6 protein-coding genes and 1 tRNA gene are annotated in these 18,700 nt (G+C 64.6%); 5 read left to right on the forward strand and 2 right to left on the reverse strand.

Features of this window, described 5'->3' with window-relative positions:
* Nucleotides 1-17 precede the first annotated feature (17 nt).
* The 4 genes from GGQ64_RS26410 to GGQ64_RS28140 all read left to right on the forward strand — a co-directional run bounded on the left by GGQ64_RS26410 (nucleotide 18) and on the right by GGQ64_RS28140 (nucleotide 9,143).
* Nucleotides 18-94 (forward strand) — tRNA-Met (locus GGQ64_RS26410).
* Between the two features lie 465 nt (nucleotides 95-559).
* Nucleotides 560-7,582, forward strand: a complete 7,023-nt coding sequence (locus GGQ64_RS26415) for a DUF4082 domain-containing protein (protein ID WP_183808298.1) — start codon at nucleotides 560-562, stop codon at nucleotides 7,580-7,582.
* Between the two features lie 86 nt (nucleotides 7,583-7,668).
* On the forward strand, nucleotides 7,669-8,853 hold the full coding sequence (locus tag GGQ64_RS26420; RefSeq protein ID WP_183808299.1) for a GTP-binding protein: 1,185 nt from the start codon (nucleotides 7,669-7,671) through the stop codon (nucleotides 8,851-8,853).
* 155 nt (nucleotides 8,854-9,008) lie between these two features.
* Entirely contained in the window at nucleotides 9,009-9,143 is a 135-nt protein-coding gene (locus GGQ64_RS28140; RefSeq protein WP_281380616.1) for a hypothetical protein, read from the forward strand.
* A gap of 144 nt (nucleotides 9,144-9,287) precedes the next feature.
* Here GGQ64_RS28140 and GGQ64_RS26425 read toward each other — a convergent pair whose 3' ends face one another.
* Nucleotides 9,288-9,983 (reverse strand): response regulator transcription factor, encoded by a 696-nt coding sequence (locus GGQ64_RS26425; RefSeq protein ID WP_183808300.1) that lies wholly within the window; start codon nucleotides 9,981-9,983, stop codon nucleotides 9,288-9,290.
* Between the two features lie 102 nt (nucleotides 9,984-10,085).
* Nucleotides 10,086-11,531 (reverse strand): sensor histidine kinase, encoded by a 1,446-nt coding sequence (locus tag GGQ64_RS26430; RefSeq protein WP_246422958.1) that lies wholly within the window; start codon nucleotides 11,529-11,531, stop codon nucleotides 10,086-10,088.
* Between the two features lie 281 nt (nucleotides 11,532-11,812).
* On the opposite strand from GGQ64_RS26430, the gene GGQ64_RS28145 reads away from it, so the two are divergent.
* Nucleotides 11,813-18,622, forward strand: coding sequence for an autotransporter outer membrane beta-barrel domain-containing protein (locus GGQ64_RS28145; RefSeq protein WP_281380617.1), 6,810 nt, complete (start codon nucleotides 11,813-11,815; stop codon nucleotides 18,620-18,622).
* The last annotated feature ends 78 nt before the right edge of the window (nucleotides 18,623-18,700 follow it).

Below are 18,700 nucleotides of genomic sequence, written 5' to 3' on the forward strand. Positions count from 1 at the left end.
CCGGCGCTCAAGACTAACGCGGGGTGGAGCAGCCCGGTAGCTCGTCAGGCTCATAACCTGAAGGCCGCAGGTTCAAATCCTGCCCCCGCAACCAAATCGCCACCGCAATATCAAATGCTTGAACGCCGCCCTCTGAGGCGGCGCTCGCGTTTGTACTCGGCGTGGAAGTAGCGTGGAAGCAGGAGGGCGCGTAAGCTTTCGTGAACTGCCAGCGGTGTTTCATCCAATTTTGAATCCGCGCCAGCGGGTTTTGATGTGTTCCCCACGGGAGATGGCCTTTTCCAAGGGGAGCGCTACTCTGCGGCAGGTGCCGACGGGCTATCGGTCGAAGCCTTCAAAACCCGTGACCGCAGATCGCTGCTCAGCGCTCTCGCCAACATCGACCTCCAAAGGTGGATGTTGAAGCACTGTCCAGCACACATCGGAATCGATTCATCAATCGCGGGATGCGCTTCAGGTAAATCGCGATCTAGCTCCAATGGTGTACATGTATTTCGCCCTTTCTAGACTATAATCCGCGCGTGGTGCGGTCTCACAGATTTGATCGGGGAGGTACGCCATGCATCGCAAAGCCAATCGGTGGGCTTCTCGCTCATTTTTGCTGGATTCGTGGGCCCCTTGGTGGTTTGCCGCCCTTCGAAAGGAAAAGTTCCGCAACGCGGCCTATGGGGATAGTCACTTTCAACTCGCGCCAGCCGTCCAAACGACTGGCAGGCCCGTGGATGGTGCGGCTGTCGACGGTCCCGGCAAAGGCACCGTGCCCGGCAAAGAGGACAATGAGCAGGGAGCGGTGGTCCGTGACGTGCACGCTGATGTGAACAGCGTCACCCAGCCATCATTGATATTCACCCAGTCATCATTGATCGACAGCCTTGCAACGATCTACGAAGCAGGAATGCGAAGCGGCGACAAGGCCACGCGTCAACTGCTCGCCGATGCATGGAATTTCGCGCACGCTGGCATCCGCGCTGCAGCCGATGATCCCCTGGCTCCGTTTCTGTCGAGGCGGCCTGCCCAGACAGTGTCTGGGAGAGATTTCACCTCGATGGCGAGCAGGCATGGTGCTCGGGGAAACGTCGTCATCCTTGAATCGGCCCCCTCGGCCCAGGGGACGCCACACGTTGCCGGGTCTCCTTCGTTTTTCTCGTTCGGGATGCCCTTTGGCGTCTGCGGATGCGGCTACTTTACCTCTCCCACGCGGATTCTCGATTTGGCCCATGGTGGCGGCCTGCTCGACGCCGATGGACAGTTGCCGGGCACCAGGCTCGATGATGGACCGGACCATGTGTCGTCAGGCGAGGGAACGATCGGGGCCTCGTTCAGCGACCCCCTGCTGGATCGCGACGTATCGCCTCTCTCCGGATGGAATGGCACGGCAAACTGGACCGAGACGCCGGTATGGCATGGATCGCTCCCAGGTGGCGGAGAGATCGGAACGGGAACTAGTACGTCGAAAGGCGTCGGCATCCTTTCCGGCTCGGTTACCAGGCCGCTGACCGTCCCGCAGAGGGGCGAGACCGAGAATCTGGTCACCGCGGCAGCGGTCAATAACGCAATCGTGCTGGAGAACCAGAAGCAGGGCAATCCCGAGAGCGAGTGGGGCATCGACGGAGCCGGGAGTTCGAACATCGAGGGGTTTGCGACCGACATCAGCGTCGACAACGGCAAGACGATCAGTTTCAAAATCGACACCGACTCCGCAAACTACCGAATCGACATATACCGGCTTGGCTATTATGGCGGTATGGGTGCCCGGAAGGTGGCCACACTCCAGCACACAGGTCTGCAGAACCAGCCTGCACCCCTGCGCGATGCAGCGACCGGCATGGTTGATGCCGGCAACTGGGCGGTTTCAGCGTCGTGGGCGGTGCCCGAAGACGCAGTATCCGGCGTCTACATCGCCAAGCTGGTGCGTCAGGACGGCACCTTGGGCGAGAACCACATCCCGTTCATCGTCCGCGACGACAGCAGCACCAGCGACATTGTTTTCCAGACGGCCGACCAGACCTGGCAGGCATACAATGGCTGGGGCGGGGCAAACTTTTATGGTGGCAACGGCCCGGCGACGGGGCAGGGCGCCGGTCGCGCTTATGCCGTCAGCTACAATCGACCCATTGCGACGCGCGGCGGCGTCGGCACCTTCGCCGGACCGCAGGACTACCTGTTCGGCGCCGAGTATGCGGGCATCTATTGGCTGGAACAGAACGGCTACGACGTCTCGTACATGGCGGGGGTCGATGCCGATCGTTATGGCAACTTGTTGCTCAATCACAAGATGTATCTCGACGTTGGGCACGATGAATACTGGTCGGGGCAACAACGGGCCAATGTCGAGGCTGCGCGTGATGCCGGCGTTCATCTGCAATTCTGGAGCGGCAACGAGGTCTATTGGCGGACCCGCTGGGGTAACAGCCTTAGCAGTGACGCCAAGCCCTATCGCTCGCTGATCTCTTATAAGGAAACCTGGTCGCCGAGCGCCAGCATCGATCCTTCCAACGAGTGGACAGGGACTTTCCGCGACCCGCGACTGAGCCCGCCCGCCGTCGGTGGAGGCAACCCTGAGAACTCCCTGACCGGACAGTTGTTCAAGGTTGACGATGTCGGCAATAATTTGCAGTCGATCACAGTTCCCTATGACGACGCCAACCTCCGATTTTGGCGGAACACGAGCGTTGCCAACCTCCAGCCCGGTCAGACAGCCACGCTCACCAAGAACTATCTCGGCTACGAATGGGACGAAGCGTCTGATAACGGCTTTGACCCGGCCGGCCTCGTTAAGCTGTCATCGACGACGGTTCCCGTTAGTACCTATCTGCTCGACTACGGCAACACGACCGGCAACGGCGTCTCGACCCACAATCTGACCCTTTACCGCGCGCCGAGTGGCGCGCTCGTCTTTGGCGCCGGAACCGTCTATTGGGCGTGGGGCCTGAGTGACAATCACGACCTCCAGTCGACTCCGACCGATCCCCGCGTGCAGCAAGCTATGGTCAATTTGCTTGCCGATATGGGCATCCAGCCGGGCACGCTGCAATCTGGGCTCGTCCAAGGTGTTGCTTCAACCGATCAGACCGCTCCAACTTCCAGTATCACTGCGCCCGCCACCGTTGCGGCGGGGGCGACGGTCACAATAACCGGCACAGCCACCGATACGGGCGGCGGGGTCGTCGCCGGCGTCGAGATTTCGACTGACAACGGGCAGAGTTGGCATCCCGTGGCAGGAGACGAGAATTGGACTTATACGTGGTCTCCTCAGACCGCGGGAACTTACGCGATCCTTTCGCGCGCCGTGGACGACAGCATCAATCTGGAAACGCCCTCGGCGGGACGAACGGTCACTGTCAGCGGGCAAAGCTACGTATCGCTGTTTCCGGGCGGCGCCACACCGGCAGTCGTCAACACCAACGATTCCGCGGCCGTCGAACTCGGGGTGCGGTTCCAGAGCTCGGTGGCTGGTACGGTCAGCGGCATACGTTTCTACAAGGGTAGCCAGGACACCGGCACCCACACCGGCTCCTTGTGGTCGAGCACCGGGACGCGACTTGCAACCCTCACATTTAGCAACGAGACGGCCAGTGGTTGGCAGACAGCGTATTTCTCAAGTCCGGTGACATTGACGCCCGGACAGACCTACACGGCGTCCTACCACACCAATGCCGGCCGCTACTCCACGACAACCAACTACTTTACATCGAATGTGACGAATGGGCCGCTGACCGCGCTCGGGAGTGGAAACGGTGTCTACGCTTACGGCACCAATAGTCTGTTCCCGACCAGCACTTTTTCAGCAACAAACTACTGGGTCGATGTGATGTTCAATCCATCGACTTCGAACAACACGGTGCCGACGGCGGTTGCCGATACGGGTGATGCCACCGAGAAGGGCGGCGTTGCAAACGGCACGGGCGGCGTGGTCGCCAGCGGCAACGTGCTCGCCAACGACACCGATCCGGATGCCGGCGACACCAAGGCCGTCACCGCGGTCAGCTTCGGCGCGACGGCCGGAACGCTCGGCACGGCGCTGAACGGCGCCTATGGCAGTCTCGTGCTCAATGCCGCGGGGGCCTACACCTATACCGTCAACGAGACCAATGCTGCCGTGCAGGCGCTGCGGCAGTCGACCAACACGCTGACCGAGACGTTCAGCTACACCATGCGCGACACTGCCGGCGCCACGGCCACGGCCAATCTCACGGTCACCGTCCACGGTGCCAACGATGCGCCGGTGGTCACGACCCAGACCGCCAACCAGAACGCCACCGTCGGCACCGCCTTCTCGCTGGCGCTGCCGGCCAACACCTTCACCGATATCGACACCGACGACACGCTCACCTACACCGCAACGCTTGCCAGCGGCGCGGCGCTGCCCGCCTGGCTGGCTTTCAACGCCACGACGCGGACCTTCAGCGGCACGCCGGCGGCGGCCGATGCCGGCACGCTCGGCATCCGGGTCACGTCGACCGATCTCGGCGGCCTCGCTGCCAGTGAGACCTTCAACATCGCCGTGTCGACGTCGTCGAACAACACAGTGCCGACGGCGGTTGCCGATACGGGCGACGCCACCGAGAAGGGCGGCGTTGCAAACGGCACGGGCGGCGTGGTCGCCAGCGGCAACGTGCTCGCCAACGACACCGATCCGGATGCCGGCGACACCAAGACCGTCACCGCGTTTAGCTTCGGTGCGACGGCCGGCACGCTCGGCACGGCGCTGAACGGTACCTATGGCAGCCTCGTGCTCAATGCCGCGGGTGCCTACACCTATACCGTCAACGAGACCAATGCTGCCGTGCAGGCGCTGCGGCAGTCGACCAACACGCTGACCGAGACGTTCAGCTACACCATGCGCGACACTGCCGGCGCCACGGCCACGGCCAATCTCACGGTCACCGTCCATGGTGCCAACGACGCGCCGGTGGTCACGACCCAGACCGCCAACCAGAACGCCACTGTCGGCACCGCCTTCTCGCTGGCGCTGCCGGCCAACACCTTCACCGATATCGACACCGGCGACACGCTCACCTACACCGCAACGCTTGCCAGCGGCGCGGCACTGCCCGCCTGGCTGGCTTTCAACGCCACGACGCGGACCTTCAGCGGCACGCCGACGGCGGCCGATGCCGGCACGCTCGGCATCCGGGTTACGTCGACCGATCTCGGCGGCCTCGCTGCCAGCGAGACCTTCAACATCGCCGTGTCGACCGCGCCGACGACCTACAGCCTGTTCAGCGCCTCCAACACGCCAGCCCAGACGAACCTCAACGACGGCCAGCAACTTGAGCTCGGCGTCAAGTTCCAGTCGAACGTTGCCGGTGACATCACGGCCATCAAGTTCTATCGCAGCGCCAGCGACACCGGCCAGAACGTCGTCGACCTGTGGACCGCCACCGGCACCAAGCTCGCCACGGCCACCTTCACCAACACCTCGGCGAGCGGCTGGCAGACGGTGAACTTCTCGGCGCCCGTTTCGATCGCCGCCAACACCACTTACATCGCCTCCTACCACACCACCGGCGCCTACGTGGCGACCAATAATTTCTACACCAGCGGCGTAACCAACGGTCCGCTGACGGCCCTGTCCAGCGCCGCCGGCGGCGGCAACGGTGTCTACCGTTATGGCGGATCCGCAACGACAGGTATTTTCCCGAACGCCACCTACCAGGCAGCAAATTACTGGGCAGATGTGGTCTTCCGCCCGACGTCGTCAAGCAACACGGTGCCGACGGCGGTTGCCGATACGGGCGACGCCACCGAGAAGGGCGGCGTTGCCAACGGCACGGGCGGTTCTCTCGCCAGCGGCAACGTGCTCGCCAACGACACCGATCCGGATGCCGGCGACACCAAGGCCGTCACCGCGGTCAGCTTCGGCGCGACGGCCGGAACGCTCGGCACGGCGCTGAACGGTACCTATGGCAGCCTCGTGCTCAATGCCGCGGGTGCCTACACCTATACCGTCAACGAGACCAATGCTGCCGTGCAGGCGCTGCGGCAGTCGACCAACACGCTGACCGAGACGTTCAGCTACACCATGCGCGACACTGCCGGCGCCACGGCCACGGCCAATCTCACGGTCACGGTCCACGGTGCCAACGATGCGCCGGTGGTCACGACCCAGACCGCCAACCAGAACGCCACCGTCGGCACCGCCTTCTCGCTGGCGCTGCCGGCCAACACCTTCACCGATATCGACACCGACGACACGCTCACCTACACCGCAACGCTTGCCAGCGGCGCAGCACTGCCCGCCTGGCTGGCTTTCAACGCCACGACGCGGACCTTCAGCGGCACGCCGGCGGCGGCCGATGCCGGCACGCTCGGCATCCGGGTCACGTCGACCGATCTCGGCGGCCTCGCTGCCAGCGAGACCTTCAACATCGCCGTGTCGACGTCGTCGAACAACACGGTGCCGACGGCGGTTGCCGATACGGGCGACGCCACCGAGAAGGGCGGCGTTGCAAACGGCACGGGCGGCGTGGTCGCCAGCGGCAACGTGCTCGCCAACGACACCGATCCGGATGCCGGCGACACCAAGACCGTCACCGCGTTTAGCTTCGGTGCGACGGCCGGCACGCTCGGCACGGCGCTGAACGGTACCTATGGCAGCCTCGTGCTCAATGCCGCGGGTGCCTACACCTATACCGTCAACGAGACCAATGCTGCCGTGCAGGCGCTGCGGCAGTCGACCAACACGCTGACCGAGACGTTCAGCTACACCATGCGCGACACTGCCGGCGCCACGGCCACGGCCAATCTCACGGTCACCGTCCATGGTGCCAACGACGCGCCGGTGGTCACGACCCGGACCGCCAACCAGAACGCCACTGTCGGCACCGCCTTCTCGCTGGCGCTGCCGGCCAACACCTTCACCGATATCGACACCGGCGACACGCTCACCTACACCGCAACGCTTGCCAGCGGCGCGGCACTGCCCGCCTGGCTGGCTTTCAACGCCACGACGCGGACCTTCAGCGGCACGCCGACGGCGGCCGATGCCGGCACGCTCGGCATCCGGGTTACGTCGACCGATCTCGGCGGCCTCGCTGCCAGCGAGACCTTCAACATCGCCGTGTCGACCGCGCCGACGACCTACAGCCTGTTCAGCGCCTCCAACACGCCGGCCCAGACGAACCTCAACGACGGCCAGCAACTTGAGCTCGGCGTCAAGTTCCAGTCGAACGTTGCCGGTGACATCACGGCCATCAAGTTCTATCGCAGCGCCAGCGACACCGGCCAGAACGTCGTCGACCTGTGGACCGCCACCGGCACCAAGCTCGCCACGGCCACCTTCACCAACACCTCGGCGAGCGGCTGGCAGACGGTGAACTTCTCGGCGCCCGTTTCGATCGCCGCCAACACCACTTACATCGCCTCCTATCACACCACCGGCGCCTACGTGGCCACCAATAAGTTCTTCGCCAATCCCGTTACCAACGGTCCGCTGACGGCGCCGTCGAGCCTCACTGCCGGTGGCAACGGTGTCTATGCCTACGGAGGTTCCGCCTCGACGGGCATATTCCCGACGAGCACTTACGATTCAGCGAACTACTCGGCCGACGTGGTCTTTCGGCCGCAGCTCGCCGCATGATGTATGGGACATGGTGACGTGCAGCCATTGGATGCGGCTAACACCAAGCCAAGTCCTATCGTGGGGACGATCGGGAAGGGGTGCCGATGGACGGGGCAGAAAGGCTGCCGGTAACTGTGTTCGCCGGTTTTCTCGGCGCTGGAAAGACAACGCTTCTAAGCCATGTGCTGACCAATCGCGAGGGTCTGCGGGTCGCCGTCATTGTCAACGACATGAGCGAGGTGAACATAGACGCCAGTCTCATTCGAGACGGCGGCTGCAACCTGTCGCATACGACGGAGACATTGGTTGAGCTGAGCAATGGCTGCATATGCTGCACTTTGCGCGATGACCTCTTGGCGGAAGTGCGGCGACTGGCCGAGGAAGGGCGATACGACTATCTGTTGATCGAGGGGACGGGCATTGCCGAGCCACGCCCTATCGCGGCAACGTTTTCCTTCCGCGACGAGAACGGGGTCTCGCTATCCGACTTTGCCAAACTTGACACGATGATTACCGTGGTCGATGCCGCGAGCCTGTTGGCTGACTATAGTAGCGCCGACCTGCTCCGTGACCGTGGTCTACAGCGGGACAGTGAGGACCGGCGGACACTTATTGACCTATTGGTTGATCAAATCGAATTTGCGGATGTTGTGGTGATCAACAAGATCTCGGACACAGCCGAGGAAACGCGCGCCGAGGTCCGCAAGGTGGTCGCTGCACTCAACCCGGATGCGCGTCAGGTGGAGGTGGATTTCGGCAAGATTCCTCTCGCAACCGCGCTCAATACCGGCCTATTCGATGAGGCAAAAGCGGCTGCGCACCCGTTGTGGCACAAAGAACTGTACAGCCCAGGTGCGCATGTTCCAGAGACAAAGGAGTATGGGGTGTCGAGCTTTGTGTACCGCACAAGGCGTCCCTTTGATCCCATGCGATTTCGCGCGTTCCTGGACGAGCCCTGGCCGGGCGTTATTCGCGCCAAGGGCCATTTCTGGCTTGCCACGCGCCCGCAACATGTGGGTCTGATGTCGGCCGCCGGTGTGCAGCGGCGTTGCGAACCCGCGGGACTGTGGTGGGCGGCTGTTCCCCGGCAAGACTGGCCGAGCCATCCGCAATTTCGTCAGCGTCTGGAAAGCCAATGGGACAGCACCTGGGGCGATCGTCGACAGGAACTCGTGTTTATCGGTGTGGGCATGGACGAGGCAGGCGTCCGTGTCGCGTTAGACGACTGTCTCGCCAGCGTGGATCCGCAGCACTGGTTCACGCTTGAAGATCCGTTTCCGGCCTGGTAGCGCGCGCAACTGACCGGGGTGAACTGACGCTCGATCAAGTCGAGCACTTCCGTTGACGCCATGAACGCGCGCCGTTGCCTACAAGGATCTCGAGGATGGCATCCGGCTGAATCGTGCGCCGGTGCCATCTGACCTGCGCTGGCGCTTTGCCATCCATGAAGCCGGGCTTGCCGTCGTCCACCACGTTCTGCAGTTCGGACCCACCCATCCATGGCGTCACCATCGACAGCCCTGGCGGCTGCTACAGCCGGTTCGGCTTCCAACCCTTCGGCAGCGATACGCTCGAATGACCGAGAAGACGTTCACGATGTTGACGGCGGTGGAACCGATCGTCCTGAACAAACGTCGGCCGGATCGGTGCGAGCCTACAACAGTGACCAGGTTCGGGCGACGACGATGGCGACGCTATCGCTTCCTACGCTTCCGTCGGATGATCATTGCACGACCGCAGGTGCCGTGAACGTATAGCCGACGCCATAAACCACCTTGATCGGCACGTGCAGGTTGGTCTGTTCGCCGATCTTGCGACGAAGGCGACTGACGACAGCATCCAGATGCCGGTTGTCGAAGTGGGCTCTGGGGCGGGCAATCGTCTCCGCCAGCTTCTCGCGCTCGCAAATGCCACCGCCATCTTTGCAGAGCGCACTCACGAGTGCGAACTCGGTCGCGGTCAGCTTGAGCGAGCGCTGGTTCGGCGCAGTGAGGATCCAGTTTCGGCTGTCCAATACCCACTTGTCTCCAGCGCCGTCGGCGACATCCACTTGATCCCCTGTTCGCCGCAGCAGGCTGCGGATCGCGGCTTCGATCTCCCGCAAGGTACTGTGTTTGACCAGATAGATGTCAGCGCCGCTTTCAAAGCCTCGGATACGGTCGTCACTTTCGCCAAGAGCCGTGAGCATGATGATGCCGCAGCGATGGGCCCCGCGGATTTCGCTGGCCAGCTCGAACCCGTTGCCGTCGGGCAAGCCGACATCGAGGATGATGACGTCAGGTGGTTCATGATCATCCAGCACCCGACGCAGGCCTTCTGCTGTCGCAACGCCTTCGGCGGTGAAACCGCACAGCCCCAGGAAGTCGACCAGATCCTTGAGCAGCCGCTGTTCGTCCTCGACGATCAAAACGCGCGTCAATTCATAATCTCCCCTAGAGCAATTCCAGCAAAAGTGGGCAACGGTTTTGCGTCCGGAATTGCGTAAAAACAAAAAGATAGAGCATTGAAGGTGATCCCGTTTTCACCGGAAATGCTCTAGCTGTGCTGGCTCCGTCGTCTCCCGCAGCAATGGCACGCGTGCCACGGCCGTCGTTCCCCCTCCTTCATTGGCGAGCAAGTCCAACGTGCCGCCATGATACGCCAGAAGCTGACGGGACGAGTACAGGCCAAGCCCTGTTCCGCTTCCGGCCTTGGCGTTGGAGGCCCGGAAGAATCGGCGGCCGATCTTGTGCATCTCGGCTTTCGGTATGCCGATACCGCGATCACGGACCTTGATCACGACGAGGCCGAATTCGGACCGGCCATCAATATGAATGGGCTGATCCTCGGGCGAATATTTGAGCGCGTTGTCGATCAGATTGATGATGACGGTTGCCAGCATGTCGGGATCGGCAATGGTCGAGATGGCTTCACCCTCCGTCCTGAAGAGCAAGCGTTCACCTCGCCCGGTCATCTCGAAGTGCAGTTGCACGTCGGCGATGAGAGATGCGATCTGCATCGATTCCGGTCGAAAGTGGTTGTCGCCGTCGTTCGTCATGAAGCGTTCGATCAGGGAGAACAGCCGGTCGAGTGCCTCGCCAATGCCGGCGAGCCGTTCCTTTGTCGCGTCCCGCGATTTGTCGCCGACAAGGCCGATCATGTCGACCGCGTTGCGAATGACCGCCAGCGGGGTGCGAAACTCGTGACTGACAATGCGCATGAAGTCGGCCTGCTCCTCGCGAAGGGCACGTTCGGCCTCGAGGCTGGCACTCAGCTGGTTTTCCAGCCTCCGCCGTTCCAGCACTTCCCGCGACAAGGCTTCGTTCTTCTCGCGCACGGCCTCAGAAAGTCGTGAACTGACCATGAAGAGCAGGCAGGCGAACAGCGCGATCAAAAACAGGGTTCCCTGCAACAGGTACCAGGCATTGCGGTTGTTGAGCACCATGATGTCCTGAGGGGCGGCCGGAAACCAGAACTCGATCGCGCTGTGAACGATGCTGGCTGCCATGTATTCGCCCAGCACTGCCATCGTGATCCAGCGCAACAGCCGGGGCTGCGTCCGGTCCCGCAGGAGCGCCACGCACATCACCGACATCATGATCACCGTAAAGAGGGTCGATGTGTGGACGCGGATGGCAAGATTGCCCGGATCGAACGTGACAGCGATACTCCAGGCCACGACCTGAAAGGCAAGTAGCGAGATACCAACCCAGGTATAGCGTGGCTGCCCCAGGAAGCGCGCCAGACCTTCGGCGAGCAAGACCAGGCCGAGCTTGATGATCGTGTTGTGCAGCACGATGGACCATGCCGTCGGCTGCTCGCTTCTCAGGATCATCAGGAGAAGCCCGATGGCGATGGCAGTATATCCTGCTGCGAGAAATTTCAGTTCGTAGAGATGGCGCCAGGCCAGCCAGACAAAAATCCAGGCGACCGCCTGCAAACTGGCGGTCGCCAGGTCGACGACCAGCACTGTCTTGAGGTCCAGCATTCCTGAGAGTGTGCACAGGGACACCATCGGCGCAACTCGCCTGATCTCGTGTAGGGAACTGCAAGCACAATGAAAATGACGGCGACCCGTGCCGGGCATGGCGATGCAGGTTTTTGTCAGAATTGAACAGTTTTGTTCGGTAGATTCTCCGGCATCTTTTGCCTTACCGTCTGCGCCGTAGTGACCTGACATTTTTTCCGGCTGGAGGGGAGCCTGTCGCACGCAGATTGCGCATGCGACGACCTGGGCTCGCTTGCTCCCATATTTTAAGGGCTCATCGCATGAAGCATTCATCCATGGGCTTCGGCCAGGAAGCATACGTTCCCAGCCGTAACGTACCGCATGTGCTGATCGTGTTGGCCTTGGGCCTCGGCGGCGCGGTCGTGGCCGGCGATGCGCACGCAGGCTGCAATGGAAGTCCAACCCAGACAATTGGCCAGGTTGACTACGGATATACGTGGTCCGCCTGTTGGGGCGACAGTGGCGTCGATCACGACGACGAGAAGGACGGTGACCCCGGATCGACCATAACGATCGACACCAACGCGTCGTATACGGCCGGCGCCAGCCTCCCTTACACCATGCCGTGGGACTCCGCCGGCGGTGTCATCATGACATACACAATGGGCGGCGCCGGCGTCGACGAGGGAAGCGCTGGCGCCGGGGGCGGCGTGACGATCACCAGTTACGGCCCCATAACCCTGACGACCTCGACAGATCCAGGCTCGATCGGCAGCTTGATTTCGGCAACGAGCTTCGGCGGTTCGGGGGATACGGACAACGACAACTACAAGTCCAGCGGCGGCGCCGGCGGGGCAGGAGGCGCGATAGCGATCACCAACTACGGGATGCTGACCGTGGAATCGCTCAACTCGAATACAGCCAGAGGCATGGCCGGCATCTTTGCCGTGAGCAAGGGCGGCAGCGGCGGTGAACAGAACAGCGGTGCGGCGGGCGACCAGGTCGGCGGCAGTGGCGGCAGCGGCGGCACCATCAACATCACCAACACCGGGCAGGTGAATCTGGGCAGCGGGTCCAACCCGCTGAGCGGACTGGACTATGTCTGGGGCCTCGCCGCCGAATCCACCGGCCAACAGGGCGGCCACGACAACGGCGCGGGTGGCGCGGGCGGCTTCATCGATATCGCAAACGGTTCCTCCGGCAATACAGCCACGGGCGCGATCGGCATCTACGCGAACGACGCCGACAGCGTGCGCGGCATCTATGCGCTGAGCCAGGGCAGCAACGGCACGGCCTCTCAAGACAGTTCCGATGAAGGCGGTGTCGGCGGAGGCGGCTCGGTCATAAATGTCGACACACACGCCGACATGAGAATCGTCGCCACCGGCAAGGTGACTGACCTGTCAGGTGGCGTCGTTGCGGTCACACAGGGTGGCGATGGCGGCGACGGCTGGAGTTCCAACGTCGCGGGCGCCGGCGGCGAGGGCGGCAAGCCCGCCAGTGGAATAGCCGCGACGACCGTGACGGTCCATTCGGGCACCATTTCGACCCAGGGCGATTATCTTGGCGGCGTGATTGCATTGAGCCAGGGTGGCCGCGGTGGCGACGGCGAAGACGGCGAGAAGGACAGCTCTGGCGGCCGCGGCGGAAGCGGTGGCCAGATCCAGTTGAACCTGTCCGGCGGCGGCGTCGAGACCGATGGCAGCTACGCCTACGGCCTGCTGGGTCAGAGCATCGGCGGCCAGGGCGGCAATGGCGGCGACGACACGGCCGTTGTCGGCACCAGCGGCGGGGGCGGCTATGGCGGCAATGCCGGCAGCGTAGGCGCCTTTACGAACGGGGCTTCCAGGATCACGACGAGCGGTGACTACTCGGCCGCCATCACCCTGCATTCCATCGGCGGCGGTGGCGGCACCGGCGGCAACTTCACCGACGTGCTCGGCGGCGGCGCAGGCAATGGCGGCAATGGCGGCAGTGGCAACACGGCCATAGTCAACAACAGCGCGGCGATCGCCACCTCGGGCGGGCATTCCTACGGCGTCCTGGTGCAGTCGATCGGCGGCAGCGGCGGCACGGGCGGCATCGCCGACGGGTTGACGCTCGAACTGGGCGGCGACGGCGGCAATGGCGGGGCTTCCGGGACGGCCAGCGTCCAGAATGCCGGCGCGATCACCACCTCCGGCTATTCGGCCCACGGCATCGTCGCGCAGTCGATCACCGGCGGCGGCGGCGCCGCCGGTACGGACGGCGGCATATTGTCGATCGGGGGTTCCGGCGGCTCCGGCAACTTCGCCGGCGACGCCGAGGTCCAGAGCTCGGGCGCCATCAGCACGGCCGGCGACGCGGCGATCGGCATCATATCGCAATCGATCGGTGGCGGCGGCGGCACCGGCGGCGGTGCGAAGGGCATCGCGACCGTTGGCGGCTCCGGTGGCGCCGGCGGCGCTGGCGGCCATGCCGACGTGTTGCTGAACGGTGGCTCGATCACCACGCAGGGCGAGATGGCGCATGGGATCATGGCGCAGTCGATCGGCGGCGGCGGCGGCAATGGCGGCAACGTGATCGACATGTCGGTCGGGGTTCCGTCAGTGGGTGTCGGCGGCACCGCCTCGGGCGGTGGCAGCGGCGGATGGGCCTGCGTCACCAATGAAAATTCCAGCAGTGACTGTTCCGCAGGCTCCGGGACGCCGCAGGCCGTCACCATCACGACCGCGGGCTCCGGTGCGCTCGGCATACTTGCGCAGTCGGTCGGCGGCGGCGGCGGCAATGGCGGCAACGCCACGGGCGGCGATGCCGGGCTCGGCAGCTTCCAGGTTGGCGGCGGCGGCGGCGGTGGCGGCTACGCAAACACCGTGACCGTCGGCTTTGACGGCCTGGCCCTGACGACCCAAGGCTCGCACGCCGCGGGCATCGTGGCGCAGTCGATCGGCGGCGGCGGCGGCACTGGCGGTTCCGCCAGCTCCTATTCGGCAGGTATCGGCTTCACGGCCTCGGTGGCTGTCGGCGGCAGCGGTGGTTCCGGCGGCGCCGGCGGCGATGTCGCCGTAGACCTGACCGATAGCACCATCAGCACCGGCCAGGAGGGCGGCGATGTGACCGACGCCATCGGCGTGCTCGCTCAGTCGATCAGCGGCGGTGGCGGCAACGGTGGTTCGTCGGTTGCCGATGCGCTCACCGTGGCGGTGCCGACCGGCGAAGACGTCTCCCTGGCGATGAGCGTCTCCACGGCGGTCGGCGGCAGCGGCGGATCGACCTATTCCGCCGGCGACGTGTCGCTGACCCTGGACGGCGGCACCGCGGTCTCCACGAAAGGCGCTTCGTCGCATGGCCTCGTGGCGCAATCGATCGGCGGCGGCGGCGGCAATGGCGGCAGTGCGTCGTCGATGGCCGCGACCGCCGGCACCGTGGACACCGTCAGCGCCGACATCGGCGTCTCGGTCGGCGGCGCGGGCGGCAGTGGTGGCAATGGTGGTACCGTCACGGTCGCTCTCGAGGACAGCGCCTCGGTGAGGACGGCCGACGACTATGCCAATGCGATCGTGGTCCAATCGATCGGTGGCGGTGGCGGCAATGGCGGCGTCGGCAGCGTCAACAGCAAGCAGATCGGCAGCGGCTTCAACCTGGCGGCGAATGTCGGGGTCGGCGGCTCGGGCAGCGGCGGCGCCAGCGGTGGAACCACGACTGTGGACCTCGACAGCGGCACCAGCCTGCAGACCAGCGGGTCCGGCGCGCGCGGCGTGATCGTCCAGTCGATCGGCGGCGGCGGCGGCACTTCGCAGGGCGTCAGTGTGGGGCTGTCGGCCAGCGCCAGCCTGCCGGGCGGCGAGGAGGCCGAGGAGGCCGAAGAAGGTAGCGGCGCTTTCTCCGCGTCTGTTGGCGTTTCTGTTGGCCGGACCGGCGGCAGTGGCGGTTCGGCCGGCACGGTCAACGTCACCACCGCAGGCAATATCGCGACCGTTGGCGCGGATGCGGACGGGGTCCTTGCGCAGTCGATCGGCGGCGGCGGCGGGTTGGGCGGCTCGGTGGGGCAGGCCAGTTCCGACGATTCCGAACCGCTGGACGACGATGGCGAGAGCGATTGCTCCAGCGACGACGGCGATGGTGAATCCGGCTACTGCTTCAATGTCAGTGTCGGCGCCACCATCGACGACGGCGGTACCGGCGGCACGGCCGCCAATGGCAACACGGTCACGCTGACGCATGCCGGCCGCATCAACACCACGGGCGACTGGGCCGACGGCATCGTCGCCCAATCGATCGGCGGTGGCGGCGGTGCCGGCGGTACCTCCACCGCGTCCGGCAGCCAGGCGACAGCCAACATCACCGTGGGTGTCGGCGGCAGCGGCGGTGCGGGCGGCAATGGCGGCGCGGTCGACATCACCTTCGACGACAGCCACGGCAACAGCATCAATACCGCGGGTTACAGCGCCTATGGCGTGCTGCTGCAGTCGATCGGCGGCGGCGGCGGCCAGGGCGGCGACGGTTCCGACCAGGCGGCGGGCAAGATCACCGTCGGCGGCGGCTTCGGCGGCAGCGGCGGCTCCGGTGGTTCGGGCGGGACCGTTACGGCGCAGGGCTGGATCAACATGTCGACGAGCGGCGACGACGCGCATGGAATCGTCGCACAGTCGATCGGAGGCGGTGGCGGTGTCGGCGGCGGCGGAAGCAGCGCGGCGGCCGAAGATAAAGACAGCCACGCGATCGACCTCACCGTCGGCGGCAGCGGCGGTATCGGCGGCAGTGGCGGCGAGGTCGATCTCACCATCGGCACCACGCTCAACACCTCCGGCGATCGTGCGTTCGGTCTCGTCGCGCAGTCGATCGGCGGCGGCGGCGGCATCGGCGGTGCCGGCGAAGCCGACAGCATCGGGTCCCTCGTGGTAGGCGGCGCCGGTGGTGGCACGATAAACGGCGGCGCCGTCACGGTCGACCTGACGAGCCAGAGCACCGTCCATACGCGCGGCATCGCCGCCCATGGCATCGTTGCCCAATCGATCGGCGGCGGCGGCGGCATCGGCGGCACCGCCTCGGGCGCGCCGCTCTCCTTCAAAGGCAGCAGCCCCGGAAACTACGGTGACGGCGACGATGTTTCCGTCACCGTCGACGGTGGCATCTTCACGGATGGCGACTATTCCTTCGGCGTGCTGGCGCAATCGATCGGCGGCGGCGGCGGCTTCGGCGGCAACGCGACCAGTGCTTTCATCGGTTCGAACGGCAATCTCTCATCGGCCGGTAAAAGCGGCGATGTGACGGTCACCCTCGATGCCGGCAGAGAAATCCAGGCGACCGGCAAGGACTCGATCGGCATATTCGCACAGAGCGATGCGGGCACGAGCAACAACGGCACGGTCAATGTGACCGTTGATGGTTCCGTCACCGGCGGCTCCGGCGACAACGGCGCCGGTATCTGGGTCTCGGGCGGGCAGAACAACGTGGTGACCGTCAATTCTGGCGGCATGGTCTCGGCGGCTTCGGGCGTCGCGGTTCAATATGGCGAGGGCGTGAACGCACCCCCAGGCAGCACGCTGACGGTTAACAATGCCGGTATCATCAGCGGCAGTGTCAAAGGGGCAACCACCCCCGACGCCAAAATGGCGAAGATGGCTCGCATCGGCCGCGACATGGCTGTCTCCGTTGTCAATGAGGCGGGTGGCTTGTTGAGCGACGCGGAGGTCTACGAGGCTGACGTGGTCAATCATGGCCGGCTGGCGGTGGGGGGGGCGGGGGCTATCGACGCCACGAGAATCACCGGCGACCTCGCGCAGAGCGTGGACGGCGTGCTGGCGATCAACGCCGACTTCGCCGGTTTCCGCATGGATCGCCTGATCGTCGACGGCGATGCAGCACTCGCCGGCAAGTTCACAGTGAGCGCCGAAAGCGTCTTGCCCGGCATCAGCATGCCTTTCCTTACGGCGGAGGGTACTCTGGAGCATTCGTTGAGCGGCCAGTCGGCGATCTTCGACTACGCGATGACCCAGGCCGGAAACGCGCTGTCGCTTTCGGCGGATTCGGCACACTTCGCCGAGCCCGGCTTTGCGCTGAGCAAGGATCAGGACAACGTCGCCGGCCACCTGCAGGAGATCTGGGATGCCGGCGGCGGCCCCTTCGGCACGCTGTTCGGCACGCTCGGCTCACTCGCCGACGGCGATCCTGGTGATTATGGGTCGGCCCTGTCCGACATGTCGCCCGGTGTCGCGGGCGCGGCCGCGGCCGGCAGTATCGTCACGACACAGCAGCATCTCGACCTGCTGCTCAGCTGCCCGATGTTTGCCGCCGACACCGCGTTCCTGACCGAGACGGAGTGCGTGTGGAGCCAGGCAGGGGCGCAGAGGCTCAATCAGAAGGCCAGCGACGGCGTCTCGGGTTTCGGCACCACGACCTACTCTCTGCAGGCCGGGGGCCAGGTCGAGGTGTCGCCCGACTGGTTCGTCGGCTTCGCCGGCGGCTACGACCGCAGCGCCATTCGCGGCGACGACGGCCGCGTCAGCGCCGACGGCGACGTCCTCTATGCCGGCGCTTCGTTGAAGCATGAGACTGGCCCCTGGCTCCTGTCGGGCGCCGTTGCCGGTAGCTATGGCTGGTACGACAACACGCGCACGATCCGGATTCCGGGCTTCGCCGGTCAGGCGGAGGGCGATCCGTCGGTCTACAATGTCAGCGCCCGGCTGCGCGCTGCCTATACTTTTTCGCAGGACGCCTACTATGTGCGGCCGCTGGTGGACTTCGACCTCATCTATTCGCGTGCCAGCGGCTATCGCGAGTCGGGGGCCGGCATGCTGGACCTCCTGATCGACGGCACCGGCCAGTGGAGCCTCCACGCCACCCCGGCGATTGAGATCGGCACGCGCGTCAATCTGAGCGAGACGACCGTCATGCGGGCTTTCGCGGCCACAGGCGTAAGCTTCAGCAGCGCTGACAGCTGGGACACATCCGCCCGGCTGGCCAGTGCGCCGGCCGGGGTCGGCGTCTTCGACAGCGAGGTGCCTCTGGCCGAGGTGGTCGGTCGACTGAGCGCGGGAGTCGACCTCGCGAACGACAATGGCTTCAGTCTGCGCCTCAACTACCAGGGTGCGTTCTCCGATACCTATACCAGCCACGGCGGCGCACTGCGTGTTGGTTACAAGTTCTGAGAGGAAACAGGGATCTCGAGCCGGCTTTCGTTTTCGCCGTTCGGAGCCGGTTGCTTGATACTGCTGCCGCTGACGCGG

The sequence above is a fragment of the Mycoplana azooxidifex genome (genome assembly GCF_014196765.1).
Lineage (GTDB): Bacteria > Pseudomonadota > Alphaproteobacteria > Rhizobiales > Rhizobiaceae > Mycoplana > Mycoplana azooxidifex.

What these genes read in the sequence shown, in the direction of transcription:
- GGQ64_RS26415 (WP_183808298.1), top strand. Translation starts at nt 560, where the DNA reads ATGCATCGCAAAGCCAATCGGTGGGCTTCTCGCTCATTTTTGCTGGAT.
- GGQ64_RS26420 (WP_183808299.1), top strand. Translation starts at nt 7,669, where the DNA reads ATGGACGGGGCAGAAAGGCTGCCGGTAACTGTGTTCGCCGGTTTTCTC.
- GGQ64_RS28140 (WP_281380616.1), top strand. Translation starts at nt 9,009, where the DNA reads ATGAAGCCGGGCTTGCCGTCGTCCACCACGTTCTGCAGTTCGGACCCA.
- GGQ64_RS26430 (WP_246422958.1), bottom strand. Translation starts at nt 11,531, where the DNA reads ATGCTGGACCTCAAGACAGTGCTGGTCGTCGACCTGGCGACCGCCAGT.
- GGQ64_RS28145 (WP_281380617.1), top strand. Translation starts at nt 11,813, where the DNA reads ATGAAGCATTCATCCATGGGCTTCGGCCAGGAAGCATACGTTCCCAGC.